General features: G+C 35.2%; 20 protein-coding genes and 1 tRNA gene. 12 read left to right on the top strand and 9 right to left on the bottom strand.

Annotation, left to right across the window (positions count from 1 at the left end; genetic code table 11):
* Positions 1–183 precede the first annotated feature (183 nt).
* The gene (locus Q0Q99_RS11495) at positions 184–1008 is read left to right on the top strand and encodes a universal stress protein (RefSeq protein WP_293895981.1); all 825 of its coding nucleotides are present in this window, start codon (positions 184–186) and stop codon (positions 1006–1008) included.
* Between the two features lie 56 nt (positions 1009–1064).
* Here Q0Q99_RS11495 and Q0Q99_RS11500 read toward each other — a convergent pair.
* Positions 1065–1135, bottom strand: a tRNA-Gln gene (locus Q0Q99_RS11500).
* 224 nt (positions 1136–1359) lie between these two features.
* Between Q0Q99_RS11500 and Q0Q99_RS11505 the strand changes: the two genes are divergently transcribed.
* Both Q0Q99_RS11505 and Q0Q99_RS11510 read left to right on the top strand, forming a co-directional pair.
* A complete protein-coding gene (locus tag Q0Q99_RS11505; RefSeq protein WP_293895984.1) occupies positions 1360–4638 on the top strand; it encodes a DUF2723 domain-containing protein in 3279 nt (1092 codons plus the stop codon).
* Positions 4639–4715: 77 nt separating this feature from the next.
* Positions 4716–5369 carry a polysaccharide deacetylase family protein gene (locus tag Q0Q99_RS11510; RefSeq protein ID WP_293895987.1) on the top strand — a complete coding sequence of 218 codons (654 nt, stop codon included), beginning with the start codon at positions 4716–4718 and terminating at the stop codon, positions 5367–5369.
* On the opposite strand, the gene Q0Q99_RS11515 is transcribed toward Q0Q99_RS11510, so the two are convergent.
* From Q0Q99_RS11515 to Q0Q99_RS11540, 6 genes are all read right to left on the bottom strand, one after another.
* A complete protein-coding gene (locus Q0Q99_RS11515; RefSeq protein WP_136150834.1) occupies positions 5366–5662 on the bottom strand; it encodes a co-chaperone YbbN in 297 nt (98 codons plus the stop codon). The two genes, Q0Q99_RS11510 and Q0Q99_RS11515, sit on opposite strands and share 4 nt — an antisense overlap.
* A gap of 74 nt (positions 5663–5736) precedes the next feature.
* The gene (locus Q0Q99_RS11520) at positions 5737–6969 is read right to left on the bottom strand and encodes a metallophosphoesterase (RefSeq protein WP_293895993.1); all 1233 of its coding nucleotides are present in this window, start codon (positions 6967–6969) and stop codon (positions 5737–5739) included.
* 157 nt (positions 6970–7126) lie between these two features.
* Positions 7127–7318, bottom strand: a complete 192-nt coding sequence (locus Q0Q99_RS11525) for a hypothetical protein (protein ID WP_293895995.1) — start codon at positions 7316–7318, stop codon at positions 7127–7129.
* A 237-nt stretch (positions 7319–7555) separates the two neighbouring features.
* Entirely contained in the window at positions 7556–7738 is a 183-nt protein-coding gene (locus Q0Q99_RS11530) for a hypothetical protein (protein WP_293895998.1), read from the bottom strand.
* A 124-nt stretch (positions 7739–7862) separates the two neighbouring features.
* Positions 7863–9179 carry a HAMP domain-containing sensor histidine kinase gene (locus Q0Q99_RS11535; RefSeq protein ID WP_293896001.1) on the bottom strand — a complete coding sequence of 439 codons (1317 nt, stop codon included), beginning with the start codon at positions 9177–9179 and terminating at the stop codon, positions 7863–7865.
* Entirely contained in the window at positions 9180–9854 is a 675-nt protein-coding gene (locus Q0Q99_RS11540; RefSeq protein ID WP_293896003.1) for a response regulator transcription factor, read from the bottom strand.
* Positions 9855–10088: 234 nt separating this feature from the next.
* Between Q0Q99_RS11540 and polA the strand changes: the two genes are divergently transcribed.
* From polA to Q0Q99_RS11570, 6 genes are all read left to right on the top strand, one after another.
* Complete coding sequence (gene polA, locus Q0Q99_RS11545) at positions 10089–12944, top strand: DNA polymerase I (protein ID WP_293896027.1); 2856 nt, start codon at positions 10089–10091, stop codon at positions 12942–12944.
* 125 nt (positions 12945–13069) lie between these two features.
* Complete coding sequence (locus Q0Q99_RS11550; RefSeq protein WP_293896004.1) at positions 13070–13972, top strand: nucleotidyltransferase domain-containing protein; 903 nt, start codon at positions 13070–13072, stop codon at positions 13970–13972.
* Positions 13965–14240, top strand: coding sequence for a hypothetical protein (locus Q0Q99_RS11555; protein ID WP_293896005.1), 276 nt, complete (start codon positions 13965–13967; stop codon positions 14238–14240). Before Q0Q99_RS11550 ends, Q0Q99_RS11555 begins: the two co-directional genes overlap by 8 nt.
* Before the next feature lie 175 nt (positions 14241–14415).
* Positions 14416–15396, top strand: coding sequence for an FISUMP domain-containing protein (locus Q0Q99_RS11560; RefSeq protein WP_293896008.1), 981 nt, complete (start codon positions 14416–14418; stop codon positions 15394–15396).
* A 352-nt stretch (positions 15397–15748) separates the two neighbouring features.
* Positions 15749–17551: a restriction endonuclease subunit S gene (locus Q0Q99_RS11565; RefSeq protein ID WP_293896030.1), complete on the top strand. Its 1803-nt coding sequence runs from the start codon at positions 15749–15751 to the stop codon at positions 17549–17551.
* Positions 17506–18201 carry a radical SAM protein gene (locus tag Q0Q99_RS11570; RefSeq protein WP_293896011.1) on the top strand — a complete coding sequence of 232 codons (696 nt, stop codon included), beginning with the start codon at positions 17506–17508 and terminating at the stop codon, positions 18199–18201. Before Q0Q99_RS11565 ends, Q0Q99_RS11570 begins: the two co-directional genes overlap by 46 nt.
* Here Q0Q99_RS11570 and Q0Q99_RS11575 read toward each other — a convergent pair.
* Positions 18095–18823 (bottom strand): hypothetical protein, encoded by a 729-nt coding sequence (locus Q0Q99_RS11575; RefSeq protein WP_293896014.1) that lies wholly within the window; start codon positions 18821–18823, stop codon positions 18095–18097. The two genes, Q0Q99_RS11570 and Q0Q99_RS11575, sit on opposite strands and share 107 nt — an antisense overlap.
* A 109-nt stretch (positions 18824–18932) precedes the next feature.
* Here Q0Q99_RS11575 and Q0Q99_RS11580 point away from each other — a divergent pair, with 109 nt between their 5' ends.
* Together Q0Q99_RS11580 and Q0Q99_RS11585 are read left to right on the top strand one after the other, a co-directional pair.
* The gene (locus Q0Q99_RS11580) at positions 18933–20450 is read left to right on the top strand and encodes a radical SAM protein (RefSeq protein ID WP_293896016.1); all 1518 of its coding nucleotides are present in this window, start codon (positions 18933–18935) and stop codon (positions 20448–20450) included.
* 74 nt (positions 20451–20524) lie between these two features.
* Positions 20525–21184 carry a methyltransferase gene (locus tag Q0Q99_RS11585; protein WP_293896018.1) on the top strand — a complete coding sequence of 220 codons (660 nt, stop codon included), beginning with the start codon at positions 20525–20527 and terminating at the stop codon, positions 21182–21184.
* Here Q0Q99_RS11585 and Q0Q99_RS11590 read toward each other — a convergent pair.
* Positions 21165–22190, bottom strand: coding sequence for a LacI family DNA-binding transcriptional regulator (locus Q0Q99_RS11590; protein WP_293896021.1), 1026 nt, complete (start codon positions 22188–22190; stop codon positions 21165–21167). The genes Q0Q99_RS11585 and Q0Q99_RS11590 overlap by 20 nt on opposite strands.
* 347 nt (positions 22191–22537) lie before the next feature.
* On the opposite strand from Q0Q99_RS11590, the gene Q0Q99_RS11595 reads away from it, so the two are divergent.
* Entirely contained in the window at positions 22538–23296 is a 759-nt protein-coding gene (locus Q0Q99_RS11595) for a ferritin-like domain-containing protein (protein WP_293896024.1), read from the top strand.
* Positions 23297–23465: the final 169 nt, after the last annotated feature.

The raw sequence follows: 23465 nt of genomic DNA on the forward strand, positions 1-23465 counted from the left end.
TCTAAAACTCTAAAATAATTTTTTACTATATTTGACATAGATATTGGTTTGTTTGGCGACATCAAGATACTGAATTTCAGTATCTTGACTAATATCTAATCAATTTATTTTACTTCAAATAATTACACCCAACGGGTTATCTTTAATGTGTTATTATTTACAATCCAAAACTTACTTTTTATTATGAAAAAAATCTTAGTGCCTACAGACTTTTCAAATCATGCTTACTACGCTCTAAAAATTGCGGCGCAAATTGCCCGAAAAAATGGTGGTGAAATCATATTATTACACATGTTAGAATTACCTCACCAAGCTGGGGATGCTATTGGAAGCGGGCATGATTTACCGGAGATAATGCTTTTTAAAAATTCTGCGATTAACCGACTTGAAGATTTAATGGACGATGAATGTTTGGAAGGATTAAAAGTGTCTGAAATTATCCAATTTGAATTGGCTTTCGAGGGAATACTTAAAGTTAGCGAAAAAAATGACATTGATTTAATTGTAATGGGTTCACATGGAGCAAGCGGATTTAAAGAAATGTTTATTGGTTCAAATGCAGAAAAAGTTGTCCGTCATTCACCGGCACCCGTTTTAATTATTAAAAAAGAGGTTGGGGAATTTAATGTAGATAAGTTTGTTTTTGCTTCCGACTTCGCTGACGAAATAAAAAATCCTTTTGGCAAAGTAGTGGAGTTTGCTAACAAATTTGGGGCTGAATTAGAATTAGTCCTGATTAACACCCCTAGCACTTTTAAACCTACTCCTGTGGCTGAAAAAATTATGAAAAATTTTGTTTCTAATTTCACCATCAATAAATTTTCGCTCAATATATACAATGATGTGAATGTTGAAAGCGGCATATTGCATTTTGCCGACCATATTAATGCTGATTTGATTGGGGTGTGCACACATGGAAGAAAAGGACTTTCTCACTTTTTTAACGGTAGCATTAGCGAAGACTTAGTAAATCATTCGTTGCGTCCTGTAGTTACTTTCAAAATATAATATTGTTAAAGTTTATAAACCAAAAAAATCCTCTCAAAATTGAGAGGATTTTTTTGTTGGTCTACTAGGACTCGAACCTAGAAAGACTGCACCAAAAACAGTTGTGTTACCATTACACCATAGACCAATTTTTGTTTAACGCGAGTGCAAATTTAGCACAAAATTTATTTTACACAAATAAATAAACATAAAAATTAAAAACCTGTCCCAAAACCCATCCAATATGAATCACAATAAACTTGAGATTAACCCGTTATCCCATTCAAAGAAAATTTTATTAATGCGCGTTTACTTGCGTTAAAAAAAATAGTTTCTTTGTAGCATTAAATAAAACCTTCATTTCACATCTGTATGATGAATTTTAACTTCAATAAATGGAATACCATCCTTGGATGGACAACATTTGCCATTGCCTTAATCACTTATTCGCTGACCGTTGAACCTACCATGAGTTTTTGGGATTGCGGCGAATATATCTCAACAGCTGCTAAACTGGAAGTTGGTCATCCGCCAGGTGCCCCTTTATTTCAGATTCTTGGCGCTTTCTTTGCCATGTTTGCCTTCAATAAAGAAACGGTAGCCTTAATGGTAAATATGCTGTCGGTATTTTCAAGTGCTTTCACCATCTTATTTATGTTTTGGTCATCCACAATATTATTGAAAAAAATTATTTCTCAATACACTGAAATTGACAAAAATAAAGCAATCGTTATTCTTGGAAGTTCATTTGTTGGTTCTTTAGCCTTTACTTTTTCTGATAGCTTTTGGTCAAGTGCGGTCGAAGCCGAAGTATATGCTATGGCGTCGTTGTTTATTGCATTGCTCTTTTGGCTGGGATTGCGTTGGGAACAAGACATGCATACGCCAAGAGGAAACCGTTGGTTGTTGTTAATTTCATTACTGGTAGGACTTTCGTTTGGTGTGCATTTTATGGCATTATTAACCATTCCTGCAATTGGGTTTTTGTATTATTTTAAAAATTTCAAAACCATTACCATTAAGAATTTTATCATCGCCAACATTATTATTGTAGCAATCTTATTATTCATATTCAAATTATTGTTGCCATATACATTAGCATTCTTTGGGAAAATGGAAATCTTTATGGTCAACAGCATTGGATTGCCGTTCAATTCGGGAACCATATTCGCGTTACTGTTGATTGTTGCCTTCTTCTATTTCGGATTAAAATACACTCGTGAAAAAGGCCATCCATTTTATAACACAGGGTTATTATGCGTTCTTTTTGTCCTTATTGGTTTTTCTATATGGATGATGTTGCCAATCCGTGCCAATGCCAATGTAGTTATCAATGAAAACAAACCTTCCGATGCCGCCGAAGTTTTAGCGTATTATAACAGGGAACAATATGGCGTAAACCCATTATTTTATGGTCCGCAATACACGGATACTTTTGCCGGTTTAGACAAGGACGAACCTTATTTAGACAAAGCACCGAATTATGAAAGAGATTATAGAACCGGGAAATATGTCATTGTAAACAATTACAAAAATGCCGAACAAAATAGCGACAACGCTCAAAAGGCAATTCTTCCACGACTTTGGAGTACGGACCACGTTGACAATTATATTCAGTTTACCGGAGTTCCAAAGGTGGAATTAAATCAAAATTACCCTTACGAAGATGACTTGGCACAATATGGTGTTAACATTGATAGTTTAAGCGAAGAGCAGGTTGCCATGGCGGCGGGTCAGTTAAAAGACGAAATGAGCAAAACGGTTTCTGAATTTAAATCTGCCTATGCTCACAAAAAAATTGACAACGAAGATTATGTTTCGTTCCTAAAAAAATACGGCGATTACATAACCGTAGAAAAGCCTTCTGCCTGGGACAATTTTAGTTTCATGGTCGAATACCAATTTGGCTATATGTATGGCAGGTATTTGCTCTGGAATTTTGTTGGAAGACAAAATGACGTTCAGGGGAAATATGATAATCTTGATGGCAATTGGTTAAGCGGAATAAATTTTATTGATGAAATTCACCTTGGCAAAGGAACACAGCAAAATCTACCCGATGATGTTAAAAACAATAAAGGTAGAAATGTTTATTTTTTCTTTCCTTTCTTAATCGGGTTAATTGGGTTAATGTATCATGCGCAAAAGGATTTGAAAAGTTTTTATGTGCTCTTGGCATTATTTCTCTTCACCAGTATTGCCTTAAAAATATTCCTTAACGAAAGACCTTTTGAACCTAGGGAACGGGATTACGCATTGGTTGGTTCGTTCTATGTTTTTGCTATTTGGATTGGTTTTGGCGTTTACGCAATATATGAAATGATAGCCGAGAAAGTAAATTCAACATTAGTTGGGCCAATAGTGATTGCTTCATGTCTTTTGGCTGCGCCAATCTTGATGGCATCTCAAAACTGGGATGATCATAGCCGTGCCCAAAAATATACGGCACTTGCCATGGCAAAGAATTATCTCGAATCCTGTGATCAAAATGCCATTCTGTATACCATTGGTGATAATGACACTTTCCCGCTTTGGTATGCTCAGGAAATTGAAGGCATTCGGACTGACATTAAAATTGTGAATACGCAATTGTTCATGACCGATTGGTATATCGACCAAATGAAATTTAAAACCTATAAATCCGATGGCTTGCCAATTTCATTTAAACACAGCGAATATGTTGGGGATAAATTAGATTACGTGGCTCATATTCCAAAAACGGAGGCGCGTTGGAACATAAAAGATTTTATCGCTTTTATTAAAAATCCAAAGTCAACGGTTGAAATGTCAAACGGACAAACCATTCATTTTTATCCAACCAATAAAATCCGAATCCCTATTGATAAGAACAACATTATCAAGAATAAAGTCGTTGACAGCAAATATTATGATTCGATAGTACCATACATTGATTTAGATGTTAAAGGTAGTGCCATGTACAAAAACCGTTTAATGGCTTTGGATGTTTTGGCCAATAACGATTGGAAACGTCCAATATATTTTACTGGCGGAAGCTTTGGCGATGACGATTATCTTTGGATGAAAGACTATCTTCAATTGGACGGATTGGTTTATAAATTAGTGCCTATAAAAACGCCTATCGACAAAGAAAATCCGTATGATATGGGCGATATTGATAGTGATAAAATGTATGATTTGGTCTTGAAATGGAGTTGGGGCAATGGTGACTTAACTACTATCTATCACGATCCTGAAACCCGTAAAAACAGTATTTCGTACCGAACCAACATGGCTCGATTAATGGAACAATTAATCAACGAAGGCAAAACAGCCAAGGCCAAAAAAATTATCGATCTTACTTTAAGCAAAATGCCAATGGATTTTTATGGTTATTACACTATGGTGGAACCATTTGCGAGCGGGTATTACAAACTCGGTGAAAAAGCCAAAGCCAGAGAATTATTAGAACGATTAATGACCAAATACAAACAAAGTTTAACCTATTATTCAAATATTCAGCCATCAATCCAGAATGGTATTGCCTCTGATATTATTACGGATATTGAACGTTACAGAAGTTTATTAATCGTAATGAAAGACCAAGGTGACGTAACGTTTTACAACAAAAACAAACCAACTTTTAATTCTTTCGTACAACGATTTACCCGTTTTGGAAGGGAGTTGGAATAGTTCAATTTAAAAATTTAGAAAATTGAAGATGTGCTAATTTGATTATACTTATTAGCACATTTTTTTTATATTTAAACATGAGTTTCTGGATAAAAACAAATCGTTTCGTCAAACGGATTTTTCCGAATTACATTTGGGATATTCCAAATAATGAGAATAAAGTATTCCTAACTTTTGACGATGGTCCAACTCCGGAAATTACCGAATGGACATTGGAACAGCTAAAAAAGTACGATGCCAAAGCCACTTTCTTCTGCATTGGAAACAACATTGAAAAACATTCGGAAATTTTCCAAAAATTAATTCAAGACAATCATGCCATTGGAAACCATACCATCAATCACTTAAAAGGTTGGGAAACCAGTACTGATGAGTATGTTAAAAATACGAGGAAATGTTCCTTAATCATAGAGAAGCAAGAAGCAAGAAGTAAGAAACAGGAAAAGGGTAAAGCGCTATTCAGGCCTCCATACGGCAAAATCAAACCTTCCCAATCCCGGGTTTTACGAAAATTGGGTTATAAAATAATAATGTGGGATGTGTTGAGTTATGATTTTGACCAAACCATTACTCCGGAAAAATGCCTGGAAAATGTTCTAAAGAATGTCGAAAGCGGAAGCATCATCGTTTTTCATGACAGCCTAAAAGCGGAACAAAACCTACGGTATGTTTTGCCTAAAACCTTAGCATTCCTTAAAGAAAAAGGATTTGTTTGTGAAAAAATTGATTAAAGCTGTTCCTGAACAAGTCCTATGATAGTATTGGCATCCAATTCTCCTGATTGTCTCCAAACCATTTGACCTTCTTTGTAAATCATCAGGGTTGGTAATCCTTTGATACGAAGCGCATCGGCCAATTCCTGATTTTTATCTACATCAATTTTTATCACTTTTGCCCTATCGCCAAGCGCAGCGGCAACATCACGGATGACCGGATGCATAGAGACTGAAGATTCGTTCCACTCTGTATAAAAGTCAATTAATACGGGAACTTGTGCATTGATTAATTCTCCAAATTTTGACATAAAACCAAAATATTTTTAATTCTTTTTATAGCTCAAAAAAAATCCTAAAGCACAAATGTAGCATTTTTAACTAATTATGCTACTTTTTCGCCTTTTTTTAGTTCAAATACAGTTATCTCGGGCATTATTCCAACCCGACCGGGATACGCATGAAACCCGAAACCGCGGTTTACATATATGTACCTCCCAAATTCTTCATACAAACCTGCCCATTGTTTGTACATATATTGCGCGAGGCTCCATTTAAAATAACCCGGAATTTCTATTCCAAATTGCATTCCGTGGGTGTGTCCGGAAAGGGTTAACTGAATGTTTTTCGGATGGCTTTTTACTATATATTCCCAATGACTCGGGTCGTGGCTCATCAGAATTTTAAAATCTTCTGAAGCTAAATTTTCCGAAGCTTTGTGGATGTCGCCAAATTCGCCAAAGTGTTTTCCCCAATTTTCGACACCAATCAAGGCAATCTCATCAGTTCCTTTTTTGATTTTAACGTTTTCATTCAACAGCAATTTAAAATCAATCTGACGGTGCAAATCTTTGATTGCATCAAAATTATCGGCTTTTGCTTTTTCTGATTTCCAATCTAAATAAGCACCGTAATCATGATTCCCTAAAATGGAATATTTCCCGTGTTCGTATTTTTTTATTCCGTTAAAAATGTCAATCCACGGATGCATTTCATCTGCTTTGGCATTTACAATATCGCCGGTAAACAATAACAAGTCTGCTTCCTGTTCGTTGATCAAATCAATAGCATGCCGTATTTTTTCTTCGTTATCAAAACTACCGCTATGTATATCTGAAATTTGAGTGATTTTAAAACCATCAAATGCATCGGGTAAATCCGGAAAGAATAAAGTTTGTCGGATTACTTTGAAATTGTATTTGCCAATTGTCATTCCATAAATCAAAGAAAGAAATGGAACCGCAGCCAAGCCAAGCGCAACCTGACTAACAAATTTTCTTCTTTGGGGTAAAAAACTATCTGAATTGTGACCCATGAAATGAGTGACAGTTCCCATCAAAATCCGCATAACATCTTCGAGCAACATTACAAATGTCAATACGATTTTTGGCAGTAAAACCAAAAGCAGTAATCCTAAAGTTATTAAAGTCGTTTTGGTTTGCCCAACACTTCTGTCAAACTTCATAATCTCATAGGTAATAAATACTATTGCTGCAACAGAAATTACCACATAGGCAATCAAAATCAATTTGGATTTAGTAAGCGTTTTTATAGCCTGAAACGCATAAAGTTCAACTACGGCTATGATTACGAAAAGAAGAATAAACCGAAAAGCCATTTTTAAATTTTTAGCAAATTAACAAAGAAAGTTGTTCTGATTTTTGCTTTTGGATAAATTTTAACTATGACATAAATAAAAAGACCAATGGAAAAATCCATCGGCCTTTTCAATCAATAACATTTTGCTTTAACTACTTTGTCCCAAAAGTTTTTTGTTATTTTTTTGCTGGTGCAGCAGCTGGTGTAGCTTCTACTTTTTTAGCCGGAGCAGCTTTTTTGATGGCTTTTTTAGTGGCTTTCACTTCTTTAGCCGGGGCCGCTTTTGCATCTTTAGCCGGTGCAGTTTGAGCGTTTACCATTGCAGTTGTTCCTAAAACTAAAACTGCCAACATCAATACTTTTTTCATGATTATATTTTTAAATTAATTAAATAACGTTTTTGTTATTTTTATAAGACAAATGTATTTCTGCTAAATGAAGATGAGATGAAGATTTATGCAGTTTATGAAATTTAACATTGTTTTAAGCATTTACATATTTTACGAAACAAAAAAGCCGATAAAAATTATCAGCTTTTCAGGAATTAATAACTAACCTTTTACAATTTCAAGTCACTCTCACAAACGTTGAAATTTAACTTGGAGTTATTTTTTGGCTACCGGAGTTTGCGCTTTTGCAGCCTCAATTCGTTTTGCTTTTCTAATGGCTTTTCTGTGTTTTCTAACCGAAATTTCTTTTGCTGCTTTTCCTTTTACTGCAATTGGTTTTACACTTGCGAAAGATGCTGTTCCTAAAACAAGCAATGCTAACATCAATACTTTTCTCATGATTCCTAAAATTTTGAATTAATAAATAACACTTTGTTATTTTATACATCAAAATTACATCGGTGAAATGAAGATAAAATGAAGTTATGTCCGGAGGAGAAAAGTTTAACTTTTCTTTGTGACTTCAGGGAAACTGAATCTTGAATGTTGTTCCAATGCCGATTTTGGAATCGGCTTTTACCTCTATATGATGGAATTTGGCAATGCTGTCAACAATCGCCAAACCCAAACCTTGACCTTCCTGCTCAATTGCTATTCTGGTAAAGCGTTCAAAAATTGAGACTTGCTGGGATTCGGTCATTCCTTTTCCGGTGTCAGTGATGCTTAAAAGGAATTGGCTCCCCGAGAAATTGGTTTTTAAAATGACTTTCCCTTTTGTAACATTATATTTGATTGCATTGGAAATCAAATTAGCAATCATAATCCGAATTAACGTTCTGTTTCCTAAAAAGACAAATTCACTCATAACTTCATTTAAAACGCTGATTTGTTTTTCTTCAATTCGGTCTTCAAAATCTTCAAGGATTTCGGTAATGATTTCTTTAATGGAAATTTCTTCATTATTGGCAAACTGATTGTTGTCGATTTTTGAAATCAACAGCAAATTATTGATTACTTTTTTCAGCACATCCAACGTTCGTAATGAACTTGCAATTTTGTCAATTCCTTCATTATTTATCGATTCGTTTTGAAGCAGATTTTCAAATCTGTTTTTCAAAAGCGAAATCGGCGTGAGCAATTCGTGGGAAACATTGGCAATGAATTGCTTTTCCTTTTGAAACAAATCGTTTATCCTAAGCATCATCTGATTCAAAACTGAATCCAATTCTTCAAAATCGGTTGAATACGTTTTTATTATGGTGTAATCAAAACCATTTGGTTCGTTAACGTGCCTGATTTTCGTATTTATGATTTTATAAAAAGGTGTCAAAAGATATTCTATAAAAAAAGTGTCGGCTAAAAAGGTAATTAACACAATTATAAAAAGTAACATGGTGGTAAATAACCGAATGGAAAAAGTCAACTCATTAATCTCACTTAAACTATTTCCGATTTCTAAAACATAATTAGTGTTTTCATACGTGAAATTATAATACAAAACCCGGTAATCGCTTTCTTCATCTTCAATCACTCTCGATTCATTTATAAAAACACTTTTATCTTTGACAAAATTATCTTTTGCACTGTACAATTGCAGGAATTCATTATGCAGAGTCGAAAAACTGGCATACGTTTCAGTCGAATCTTTCCTGGAAATAAAATCGTTGATTTCTTCTTTATCCAAATGCTGAATAAACTTTTGCTTCTTCTCTAAAATACTTTTGTCAATGTGGCTATAAACAACATTTTTAACCAAGACAGGAAGTAAAAACCAAAGCAAAACAATGATCAACAATCTTGTCAATAAATTAAAAACCGCTAATTGATGCTTGATTTTCATTTATATGTTTATTCTGTAACCCACATTTCTAACAGTTTCAAACCAGTCTAATTTGGAAAAAGTATTTAATTTTTTTCGAAGATTTCGAACATGAACATCAATGAAATTGGAATCGGAATTGATTTCCAAAACATCGCCCCAAACATGTTCGGTCAATTGCAGCCGTGTAATGACCCTGTTTTTATTGAGTGACAAGTATTGGAAAATATCAAATTCTTTTTTAGTCAGGGAAATTTGATTTTCATCAAAACTAACTTTGTAATCCTGCAACTGAATTTTAAATCCGTGAACATTTAATTCATTGGCAGTAAATCCGTGAATTCTTCTAATCACAGCAAATAGTCTGGCACCAAGCTCTGTCAAAGCAAATGGTTTTGTGAGATAATCATCGGCGCCGAGTTCTAATCCGTTGATTTTATCGTCCAGTTCGCCTCGAGCCGTAATAACAATCACCGCAATTTTAGATTTTGATTTTCTAACTGCTTTCAAAACATCAAAACCGCTACCATCGGGCAACCCTAAATCAAGTAACATGGCATCATAATCGTTTACCTCAATTTCTTCCGCCGCCGCTTCGCAAGTAGTAACTGCTTTGCATAAATAACCGTTTTTGGAAAGATAATCTACCAATTCAGTTGCCAGCTCTTTGTAATCTTCAACAATTAAAACATTCATAAAACAGGATATAATCAAAGTAAATATAATCAAAAAGTCGGCAAATCCCTTCACCGACTTTTAACACCCACAATCTCTAAAAAATGCCAATCACTCCTCTTTCTAACAGTGCGAAACTATAATACAAAAATTAAGATTAGATGAAGAAATGCCCATTTCAAAAAGTTTAACTTTACTTTGGCATTTAGCCGAAAGATATGCTTCAAATTCCTATTTTTACATTCTTATAATTGAATTATGTCACAAAAACGCCTTTTCCTTCTTGATGCTTATGCTTTAATTTTCCGTGGGTATTACGCATTTATAAAAAATCCACGTATCAATTCAAAAGGGATGGATACTTCCGCAATTCTTGGTTTTATGAACTCCTTGCTGGATGTTATCAAACGTGAAAAGCCAGATCATTTAGCGGTAGCTTTTGATAAAGGTGGAAGCCATGTGCGTTCCGAAATGTATACCGAATACAAAGCAAACAGAAGCGCCACGCCGGAAGCTATTATGATAGCCGTTCCGTATATTCAGGAAATTCTAAAAGCAATGCACATTCCAATTATCGAATGCGAAGGCTGTGAAGCGGATGACTTGATTGGAACGATTGCAAAACAGGCAGAAAAGCAAAACTACCAGGTTTTTATGGTTACTCCTGATAAGGATTTTGCCCAATTGGTTTCCGAGAATATTTTCATGTACAAACCCGCAAGATTAGGCAACGGAATTGAGATTTGGGGTGTTCCCGAAGTTTTAGAACGATTTGAAATTGAACGACCTGAGCAAGTAATAGATTTCCTGGGAATGATGGGCGACGCAGTCGATAATATTCCGGGATTACCCGGAGTTGGTGAAGTGACCGCCAAAAAGCTATTGAAAGAATTTGGCTCCATGGAAAATTTACTAGAGAATACTCATTTGCTAAAAGGCGCAATAAAAGACAAAATTGAAGCCAATAAGGAACTCGGATTGCTATCCAAAAAACTGGCAACGATAATAATAGACTGCGATGTGACCTTTAATGAAAATGATTATGAGCTCACCAAACCTGATGTGGAAAAAACTGATGCGTTATTCATGGAATTGGAGTTCCGTCAGCTTAAAGCACAATTTGATAAGTTTTTCGGTACCGGAAAAGAATATGATGAAATTGAAACTAATAACAATGATGCTGACCCGTTAAACGATAGTCCAAAACCAGGAAAAAGACCATTAAAAAATCAGGAACAGTTTGATTTGTTTGGGTTTTCAGATGAAGAAGGCGAGCCAAAACCGAATGCTTATTATGCAACCTTAGAAAACACCGATCATAATTATACTATCATTCAGGGTGAATTGGGCACAAAATTATTTTTACAAAACCTGATGAACCAAACTTCAGTGAGTTTTGATACCGAGACAACCGGCATTGATGCCTTAAATGCTGATTTAGTTGGACTGTCATTCTCTTTTGAAAAAGGAAAAGGATTTTATATTCCTGTTCCGGAAAATTTTGAAGAAGCCAAAACTGTAGTAGAAAAATTTAAACCCTTTTATGAAAGTGAAACCATCGAAAAGATTGGGCAAAACGTTAAATACGATTTGAAGGTGTTGTCAAAATACGGCATCCAAGTCAAAGGGCAACTGTTTGATACGATGATTGCGCATTACCTGATAAATCCGGATATGCGCCACAATATGGATGTTTTATCGGAAACGTATTTGAAATATTCACCAAAATCTATTGAAACCCTGATTGGCAAAAAAGGAAAAGGGCAACTGTCGATGCGTGATGTTGCCTTAGAAGAAATTAAAGAATACGCTGCCGAAGATGCCGATGTTACGCTTCAGCTAAAGGAAGTTTTCAGTCCTATCCTCGACAAAGCCGAAACAAAAAAGCTATTTGATGAAATTGAGATTCCATTAATTCCGGTATTGGCTGCCATGGAAATGGAAGGCATCAATCTTGATGAAGATTACCTCAAGAAAATGTCTGTAGAAATGGCCAAAGAAAGTAGTGAATTAGAACAGAAAATCTACGAAACTGCTGGCGAGAAATTTAACCTGGCTTCGCCAAAACAGCTAGGCGACGTATTATTCGATAAATTAAAAATCGGCGGTGCCAAGCAAAAGAAAACCAAGACAGGACAATATGCAACAGGCGAAGAAGTTCTTTCCTACTTGGCAAACGACAATCCCATTGTAAAAGACATTTTGGAGTGGCGGCAAATGGTCAAACTGCAAAGCACATATATCGATGCATTGCCAAATCAAGTAGATAAAAAAACTCAAAGAGTCCACACCGATTATATGCAGACTGTGGCTGCCACTGGGCGTTTAAGTTCAAACAATCCGAATTTGCAAAATATTCCAATTCGTACCGAACGGGGAAGATTAATCAGAAAAGCATTTATTGCCCGCGATGAAAATCACACTTTGCTCTCTGCGGATTATTCCCAAATAGAACTCCGGATTATTGCCGCCTTATCGGGTGAAGAAAACATGATAAAGGCGTTTCAGAATAACGAAGACATTCATAGAAGTACGGCGGCAAAAGTATTCAATGTTGCTTTGGAAGACGTAACCAAAGAGCAGCGTAGCAATGCAAAAACTGTAAACTTCGGAATCATTTATGGGGTTTCCGCATTTGGATTGAGCAACCAAACATCATTATCAAGAAAAGAAAGTGCCGAATTAATTGACGCCTATTACGCAACCTACCCAAAATTAAAATCCTATATGTCGCAGCAAGTCGATTTTGCCCGTGAAAATGGCTATGTTCAAACCGTTTTGGGCAGACGTCGTTATTTAAAAGATATCAATTCCGCTAACATTGTGGTGCGTGGTGCCGCTGAACGAAATGCTGTCAATGCGCCAATTCAGGGTTCGGCTGCAGATATCATCAAAATTGCGATGATTAATATTTATAAAAAGTTATCCTCGGAAAACTGGAAATCAAAAATGTTGCTACAGGTACATGATGAGTTGGTTTTTGATGTACACAATTCAGAATTAGAGAAAATCAAACCTATGATTAAACACGAAATGGAAAATGCTTTTATCATGGCGGTTCCCTTGGATGTAGAAGTCGGCTTAGGAAAAGATTGGCTGGAGGCACATTAGGCATTTAAGTTAATTTAACTAAAAATGTAAAATGTTATCCGTTAAACAAAGGTTAAACATACTAATCAAACAATATTTTCGCTTCGAAATTTTACTATCTTTCAGCTGTAAAAAATGCTATAACTTTGGAAACATTAAAGACAATTTTGTATTTTTCTATTTTTAGATACCCACTTAAAATTGAAGAAATACACAGTTACACTAACTATATACATCTTTCTGAAACAGAAAATGAGCTGCAACATCTGATAGCAGAAAAAATTCTCAGTAAAGTGGATGAATTTTATGTATACGGCAGCGATTTAGATTCAGTCACCAAAAGACTACGAGGAAATCTCCGCGCCAAGAAAGCGCTTGTAAAAGCGTATCAAAAATCTAAATTGATTTCCAAATTTCCCTATGTTGAAGCAGTGGGAATCTCCGGTTCGCTATCAAAAGGGTATTATGACGAAGAAAGTGACATAGATTTCTTTGTCATTACAAAACCAAATAAATTATGGATTTGCAGAACATTATTAATGCTTTACAAAAAAATATTTTTGCTTGATTCTCGAAAATATTTTTGTGTTAACTATTTCGTTTCATCCAATCAAATGGAAATCGAAGAGAAAAACAGGTTTACTGCTACCGAATTAAAAACTTTAATTCCAATGCATGGCAAGACTATTTTCGAGCAATTTTACAATAGTAACAAGTGGGTAAATGAGTATTTTTCTAAGTTTGAACCTCAAATTAATACTGTCTCCGACACGCCAAAAACCTTTTTCTCTCGTTTAATTGAACTTACTTTCAATACTAAAATTGGAAGTGTAAGCGATTCTGTTTTTAAAGTAATCACCTTAAAAAAATGGAAATCCAAATTTCATTTCATGAATGAAGAAGATTTCAAAATTGCACTCAAAACAACCAGAACAGTTTCAAAACACAACCCATCGAACTTCCAAAAAAAAGTTATCTTATCTTTGAATATAAAACTTGAAGAAGTTCAGTCAAAGTATAATTTAGTTTTACAACGGGAACATGTCTAATATTCTTTTTTCGCATTCCTATTATTACAAACTTGACCCAAAACAATGGAAAAATAAAAATCCTTTTCCGCCTTTGGGAACTTTGTATGCCGCTTCATTGCTGAGAAAAAATGGTTTTGAAGTCTCTCTCTTCGATACCAATTTATTGAATTCCCCAAAATCAATTCAAGCTGTTTTGCACAATACAAAACCAAAAGAATTAGTTAAAAATAGTTGGCTTCATACTACTGACAATTTTGGAAAAATGGAAAAAGGTAAAGTATTGTAAAATTTCTATTTTTTGATTTTTCATTTTGTGAGTAAGAGATAAGAGCCCTTCCTACAATAACCCCCACTAATTAAATTTTCTCCTAGTTACCCCACGACAGTTAAATAACATTTTTGCTTTTTAACACCTTTCATATAAATTTCTTATATTTGAGTTAAATTCCAAAACAAAAATTATGAATACTAAAAACTTATTCTTCCTATTTCTATCAATCCTTTTGATATCTGGTTGTTCCACAAATTCTGATGGAAATGGAAATTCTACAACCACGGTTGTGCCCATAGCCCCTTCTAATTTAAATGGAACTGTTGTTGCTTCCACAACTCAAATTAATTTGTCTTGGACAGATAACTCTACCAATGAAACAGGATTTAAAATTGAACGAAAAACTGGTGCAGGAACTTATGCTGTTGTGGGAACTACAGCCACAGATATTAACACTTTTAGTGATACAGGTTTAACACCATGTACAACTTACACTTATAGAATTTATTCTTACAATTCAGTTGGAAATTCACCAACGTATTCTAATGAACTTATTCTAAATACAACATCATGTACTACTACCACCGATATTGACGGAAACATTTACCAATTAGTAACCATTTGCGACCAAACGTGGACCAAAACCAATTTGAATGTTTCAAAATACCGTAATGGGGACGTTATTCCCCAAGTTACCAACCCAACGGAATGGACAAACCTTACCACAGGTGCTTGGTGTTATCACTTAAACAACACGGCCAACGGAGCCATTTACGGAAAACTTTACAACTGGTATGCTGTGAATGACCCAAGAGGATTGGCTCCAGTTGGTTATCATATACCTTCTGATGCCGAATGGACTACCCTAACCACTTGTTTAGGCGGAGAGACTGTTGCAGGAGGCAAGATGAAAGAAACAAGCACAACACACTGGACAAGCCCTAACACAGGCGCTACCAATAGTAGCGGTTTTACAGGTCTTCCGGGTGGTTACCGCGGCTACGGTGGAGGAGCGTTCTACACCACTGGCGACCAAGGTTTCTGGTGGAGTTCGTTACAGGTCAGTGCACCAGCCGCCTGGGCCCGCAACCTACGTTACGACAGCGGCACTGCCGGCAGGGACTACAGCAATAAGAGTTTCGGTTTCTCGGTGCGCTGCGTCAGAGATTAGACACTTTTGCTCATTTACCCTTTGAAAAACAAAAGTACATCAATAATGGTGTAGTTTTTTAGTATAAATGGCAATCAAGCGGTCTCTCTACGGTCGTTCCCTTTGTTCCGTTTGGCTGTTCCAGTCGGTCGTGCCTTCCTCCGTTCCACAGACACTTCACAGGACAAAAAAATAAGGCAGCCAAAAATTGGCAACCTTATTTTTTCCGCTGTTCGTTCCTCATCTTCACACGGTCTCTTCCTGCGTTCGGTCGGGCTTATGCATCCTCAATACCGCTTCATTTCGTTACAGTCATTCGTTCGCTTAACGCTCCATTTCATTCCGCTGAAAGCTCTCTCATTCATTTCACTGCATTCCAGCCGTATTACTAAAGGAAACAGATAAAACATATTCACAAGACAATAAGCAATTTGACATTATCATTTCAAATCCGCCGTATTCGGTTTCAGCCTTTAAAGGGTCAATGATTACAAAGGAAAAAGCAGAAAAAGCATTTGACTTATATAATAGATTAACTGACCAAAGTAGTGAGATAGAGTGCTTATTTATTGAACGAACTAAACAACTTCTTAAAGATGGAGGTGTTGCGGGGGTCATTTTACCTAGTAGCATTTTAGGAAATTCAGGGATTTATACACAAACTCGTGAAATACTATTAAAATATTTTGATATTTTAGGAATTGCTGAATTAGGTTCGGGAACTTTTATGGCAACAGGAACAAATACTGTTACCTTATTTTTAAGAAGAAAGAATAATGCAGACGCATTCAACATTGAAGAAACAATTAAAAAAGTTTTTATCAATTTACAAGATGTTACTATAAATGGAATTGAAAAACCCATTCAAAAATATATTAATCATGTTTGGGAGGATATAAACTTTGACGACTATGTTTCTTTATTAAAAAAAGAGCCAAATGAAGTTATTAGAAATCACGAAATATATAAGGAATACAATAAAAAAATAAAAGCAAAAAATGAGCAAGAAAAATGGAATAATATCTTTGCTTTAGAGCAAGATAAATTATTGTACTTTATTATTGCTTATCCTCAAAGGATTGTGTTGTTAAAAACTGGAGAAAAAAATGAGGAAAAACGCTTTTTAGGTTATGAATTTAGTAACCGAAGAGGAAGCGAAGGGATTCGTTCAATGAGAAGTGGTAAAACAATAGATGAATGTACACAACTGTATGATGTAGATTCTTTTGATAATCTTGAAAAAGCTAGTACTTATATTTATAAAGCCTTTAAAGGTAAATTTGATTTGGAGTTACCTGAAAATCTAAAAAACAATATAAGCTATCACAATTTGGTTGATATGCTTACGTTTGATCGTATAATATTTGAAAAAAACATTTCACTTTCAGTTAAAAAAAAAGTTGAATTTGTAAGTAAATGGCAAACGACGAATATTGGGGATATTCTTTTTGAACAGCCAAAATCTAAAATACAAGTTGGTACGGCAAAGGATACTTCAACTGGAATTTACAATTTTTTCACTAGTGGTGAAAGTGTTCTGAAATTTGATGACTTTTTGGTTGACAATGAAAATATTTACCTTTCAACGGGTGGAAATGCAGTTGTAAAATTTTTTAATGGCAAAGCATCTTATTCAACAGATACTTATGTTGTAAAAAGTTCCGATGAAAAAGTTTTAAAAACTAAATTCATTTTTTACTTTCTTGAAAATATCATTTCAGTCATTAATGAATTTTACTTTAAAGGGGTTGGGTTAAAACACTTGCAAAAGCCCGATTTTAAAAGCATAAAAATACCTCTTCCGCCAAATGATATTCAAGATATTATAATTTCAGAAATTATAGTGTTAGAGAAAAATGAAGAAAAAATAAAAAAGGAGATTAAGGCTTTAGATAAATTAATAGCTGACATTGTAGAAAAAATCAATGGAACTCCTATAAAACTTCAAGAAATCACTACAAAAATAGGAAGTGGTGCAACGCCTAAAGGTGGAGAGGGAGTTTATAAAAGCGAGGGAATAACTTTCATTAGAAGCCAAAATGTATATGATGGAGCTTTCTTTAAAAAGGGGTTAGTATTTATTGATGAAGCACAGGCGAAGAAACTACTTTTGAATTGTACAACGCAATTATGGAGAATAGTAATTTCCATGATGTTAATGGTATTGCTTTTTTAGAAAATAATTTGGTGGTTCAAACGGGCGCGCGCACCAAATTCAAGGAATTAGATGAGTTGCCTTTGCCAAACAGGGAAGCCATTAACATTTACAATTATCTTGAAACTTGGAAAAATAATCATGGTGAAAGTTCGATGACGATTTCAACGCAACGTGGTTGTCCTTATACTTGCAAATGGTGCAGTACCGCGGTTTACGGACAAAGTTATAGACGAAGGCCGGCCAATCAGGTTGCCGCGGAAATGAAGATGTTAAAGGAACAATACAATCCAGATGCGATTTGGTTTGTAGACGATGTATTTACGATTAGCCACAAATGGCTGACTGCCTTTCACGAAGAAGTGGTAAAGCAAAATGCCCAAATAAGGTTTGAATGTATCACACGCGCGGAGCGGTTGAACGATGAGATTTTGCGCCTACTGAAAGAAGCGGGATGTTTCCGGATTTGGATTGGTGCTGAAAGCGGTTCCCAGGAAATCATCGATGCCATGGATAGACGTGTAGATGTTAATCATGTCAAAAAAATAATTCAGGATACGAATGCTATTTATTTACAAACTCTTTTATTTCCGACAACAATTGGGTGTCGCTATAAAACATATACAGTTCAAAATCATTACCGCTATTGTGGTACAAATGTAAAGCGTTGAGCAAACACATCGGATCTTTATTTTGATCCAAGCTGCCAACCCAAATAAAGATTAATTTGTCGTTGGAAAGTCCTAAACTTTTGCGGCATGCACCTTTTCCCTTGAGATTAAATGGCGTTGAACACTCCATTATTTCAGTCACTAAATCAGCAGATTTTATAATTCCGGCATCTATAAAAGGTTGTGCCTGAGCTTTAGAAACAAACATATAATTATCCGCCTGTTGGTACGTTATTTTCTGAATTAATTGCTTCAAAATATTTGGCGAAGGATTACCGGCATGATGCTGAATTATCCATTTAAATTTACTTCCGAAAATCATTTTCAAAACCAAAAACCGTATCGGAAACGAGAACCCATGAAATAACACAATAGCTTGTTTTTCCGAATGTAAAAATTTGTATAAGCGTAATAAATCTTTTACGCAATAACGATATAGTTTATAGTTGCCTTCTTCTTCAAAAGCAGCTCCGAACCGAACAATAGTAGGTTGAATAATCGGATTTAAAAAACTCAGGTAACCCAAAGAGTGCGGTGTAGAATCAATTTCTTCCTGAATGGATTTAATGTTTCTGTTATAAACCGAAATATCAATTAAACTGATTTTATTTGTGTGAACCATCACTCAAAGTTAAAAAAAATATTTAAAATTCATACATTTGTTGGGGCTTTGACATTACTCTTTCGGGGTTTTCGTTAAAATTGTCATTCAGAAAAAATGTCCTAACACAATGAATAAAATCATCATTTTCAACCCAAAAAGTGCCAACGGCAAACATCGGATCCCAAATTCGATTTTGCAGGTTGGAGCCTCAATTTATGGCAAATATGATTATGTTTTTGTGGATGGCAATTTGGAAAAAAACGCATGGCAAACCATAGAAAATTATCTTAAAACCGGTGAGTTCAAATACTTTGGTTCTACCGTCATGCCCGGACCACAATTGCGTCAGGCGATTCCGTTTACCAAAAAAATCAAAACTTTATTTCCTGAAATAGTTACGGTTTGGGGCGGTTACTTCGCTGCCAATCAATATAAAGTTTCGTTAGAATCAGACGTTGTGGATTATGTGATTAATGGCCCTGGAGATGTGGCATTTCCCTCATTGATTGATTTTTTGGAAAATAATAAAAAAGACCAAATCTTCTTAATAAAAAACCTGATTTACAAAAACGAAAACGGAGAAATCATAAAAACAGCCGTTGAAGCTTTACTCAATCAGGATACTTTGCCTAAGCTTCCGTATGAGTATCTGAATTCGTTTTATCCTGTTAAAAATTATTTGGCGAAGACTTTTATGGGTAATAAAACCTTATCCTATCATTCGAGTATGGGTTGCCCGTTTTCGTGCTCATTCTGTGCTGTGGTTCCTATTTATAATGCCAAATGGAAAGGCATGTCACCCGCCAGAATTTATGAAGATGTCAGATATTTTAAAGAAAAATACAACATCGACGCGATTGAATTTCATGACAATAATTTCTTTACTTCCAAAAAACGGGTGCTCGAATTTTCAGAACTTATCATGAATGACAACATTAGTTATTGGGGCGAAGGTCGCATTGACACCATTAATATGTACAGCGATGATGAGTTGAAACTCATGCGAAAAGCAGGTTGCAAAATGATTTTTCTTGGTGCCGAAACAGGAAACGATGCCGTGCTGAAACAAATGAATAAAGGCGGAACGCAAAGCGGACAAATGATTAAGGATTTTGTACTGCGGATGAAAAATGCCGATATCATTCCGGAGCTGTCTTTTGTACTTGGGATGCCCGCCAAAACGGAGAAAGAAGTTTATGACCAAATTCTGTGGGACATCAATTTCATCAAAGAAATAAAAGTGATTAATCCCAATGCGGAGATTATCATTTACCTTTTCAGTCCGGTGCCAACAGAAGGTTCAGAATTATACAACCAAATTTTGGATGCAGGATTCTCGTTTCCGAAACATTTAGAGGATTGGATTTCGCCAAGCTGGGAAAACTTCGATTTACGAAAAAACCCCTTGACGCCTTGGCTAAAACCTTATATGATTGATACAATTAAAAATTTCGAAACCGTGTTGAATGGATATTATCCAACGGTTTCGGATTTTAGGATTCGAGGTTTTAGAAAAACAGTTTTGACAACAATGTCGGGTTGGCGTTATAAGACTGGTTTTTATCAGTTTCCTTATGAAATTAAAGCGTTGCACAAACTTTGGAAATACCGTCAACCGGAGATAGAAGGTTTCTATTCCGAATAATAAAAACAGTGAGGTGACCTGGTTTAGCGAAGGATTCAGGAGGCATGGGAAATCATTAAAAGTAATAGTGTTATATGAGGAGTTTAATTAAAAAAATATCCCATCCTTTTTTGAAACTTGGTTTACGATTGTATTATTGGAAACCGAGAACATTTTGTTACGACAATATTTGCATCAAAGTGCATCCTGATGTTTTTCCGCCACAACTAACTTTGAGTACTAAAATTCTTTTGGATTTTGTTAATGAGTTAGATTTAAAAAACAACACTTTCTTGGAACTCGGTTGCGGCAGCGGAATTATTTCACTTTTGGCCGCAAAAAACGGAGCGAACGTAACAGCTTCCGACGTCAATAAAATTGCTTTAGCGTTTTTGGAAATCAATGCTTTAAAAAATAATCTGCAACTAAAAATCATTTATTCTGATTTGTTTGACAACCTGAAAAATCAAACTTTTGACTATATCATTATCAACCCGCCGTATTATCCAAAAAAACCAAAAAACACAAAAGAACAGGCTTGGTTTTGTGGCGAAAACTTCGAGTATTTTGAAAAACTGTTTATTCAGTTACCCAATTATTTAGCTTCAAGCAATTGTTATATGATATTGTCACAAGACTGTGAGATTGAAAAAATAAAAGCCATAGCATTGAAGAACACCATGGCTTTTGAACTTGCTTATGAAAAGAAAAAATTGGTCGAAACCAATTACATCTTTAGTATATCTTCTTCGTAGAATCTCTTTGACGCAATTCAGTTTTAATAGTTGTTGTAGTAAAAGTAAAAGTCTCTTCAGAACTTTCAAGTTTATCTATTAAAAGTTGTGCGGCCACCTCACCAATTTCGGGTCCGTGTTGGCTAACTGTTGACAAACTTGGTGTCATTCTTCGCGACCAAACACCATCAGCAAAACCAATTAGTGATAAATCCTGCGGTATTTTATAGCTGTTCTGAATTCCAAGTTTCAAAGCAGTTACGGATGCGTGTTCGTCCAATGCAAAAACGCCATCAGGTTTATTTTTGATAAAAAAGCCGCCGATTCTTTTGTTAAATTCTTCATTGTCATTCGCTAAAATAACAAGATTTTCATCCACTTTTAAACCATTATTTTGAAGTGCTTTATAAAATCCCTGCGCTCTTAATTTACCCACGCTCAAGCTATCGATAGACGAAAGCAACGCGATTTTTTTACATCCTGTTTTAAGCAAATGCTCGGTTGCATTCAATGCTGATTCAAAGTCATCGACTATAACCTTATCGCAGTTTACTTCATCGGCAATACGGTCAAACATGACAATTGGCGTGCCCTCATTTATAATTGTTGTAAAGTGATCAAATTTTTGATTTTTTTGCGATTCTTCAGCAATGGAAAGTATGAAGCCGTCAATCGTTCCGTTACTTAACATTTCCAGAGCGTTAATTTCCTTTTCGGAAGATTCGTTGGAAATACACGTAATAACTTTGTACCCTTTTTCGTCCGCTACTTTTTCGATGCCGCTGAAAACTTTGGCAAAAAACGAATTTAAAATATTTGGAATGATAACACCAATGGTTTTTGTTCTTCGGTTTTTTAAATTTAAACCGATAACGTTGGGTTTGTAATTTTTCAGTTTGGCATATTCCTGAACACGTTGCTTTGTAGGTTCGCTTATTTCCGGGCTTCCATTCAGTGCTTTTGAAACTGTAGAAACTGAAACTCCTAATTCCTTTGCAATTTGTTTTAGTGTGGCTTTCGACTTCATTGATATGTGAATTATGATAGGTTTCTCAAAAATTATGTAAACCCAACCTCTAACTTAATTCTATTTTTCAAAAGTAGAATTAGTATAAAAATTTAAGGAATTTCATAAAAAACAAATATACATATTAAATCATATCTAGAAATTCAATTTTATAACTAGATAGATGATTGCCTTGAATTTGCTGGTAAAAAAATATGATTGCCTAGCTAAAATATTTTTTATTTTAAATTAAAGAACCAACCAAATCAAAATTCCGTATTTAAATTATTAGGTTAATTATTTTCCCCAAAACTATTTTCACTACTACAAAATGCTTATTCGATTATTAATTATTAAAATATTAGACTATGAAAAATGTAGTTAGAATTGAAGAGGCTAATCCCTCTTTTACCAATCGAAGAAGTTTTCTCAAATTGAGCGGACTTACGCTCGTAGGAACGACCTTGTTGCTGGCCGGTTGTAGCAACGATGAAGAGGTTGATTTGATGAAGAAAGGGAACGGCAACGGGCATTTCCCCGGTCCAAAAGGTGGTGTTTTTGATTTAGGTGGTAATGATTTAGGAGTACTGACGTATGCCTACGCATTAGAACAACTCGAAGCCGACTTTTATACAAGGGTTGTTAACTCTAGTGGTTTTACGACAAATTTTACGGCGGAAGACCAACAAGTGCTTACTGATTTGTATCACCACGAAGTAATACACAGAGAGTTTTTCCAGGCCGCATTAACCGCAGCGTTACCAAACCCTGATAGAATGTTACTTCCGGATTTGGCGTTTAATTATGGCTCATTAAATTTCAGTAGCCGTGCACAAGTACTCGCTACAGCAAAAGCATTAGAGGATACAGGAGTTGCAGCTTATAATGGCGCAGGAAGGTTGCTTACTAATCCCGAATACTTATTATTAGCGGGCAAAATTGTTTCCGTTGAAGCCAGACATGCTTCTGCTATCAGAAGTTTAATAAATCCGAATTCCAAAGATTTTGCGGGTGATGATGTTGTTGATCCTAACACTGGACTTGATGTAGTTAAAAATCCTTCGGAAGTGCTTGCCATTGCAGACGGATTCATAACTACTGAATTTACCGCTATGTATTTACCTTAATTCTATAACTATAAAAAATATATATCATACCCGTTGGGTGTAATTATTTAAAGTAAAAATAAATTGATTAAATATTGGTCAAGATACTGAAATTCAGTATCTTGAAGTCGCAAAACAAACCAATATTCATGTCAAATATAGTTAAAAATTATTTAAGAGTTTTAGAAGT

It is taken from the genome of Flavobacterium sp. (assembly GCF_025352425.1).
In the GTDB taxonomy this organism is placed as follows: domain Bacteria; phylum Bacteroidota; class Bacteroidia; order Flavobacteriales; family Flavobacteriaceae; genus Flavobacterium.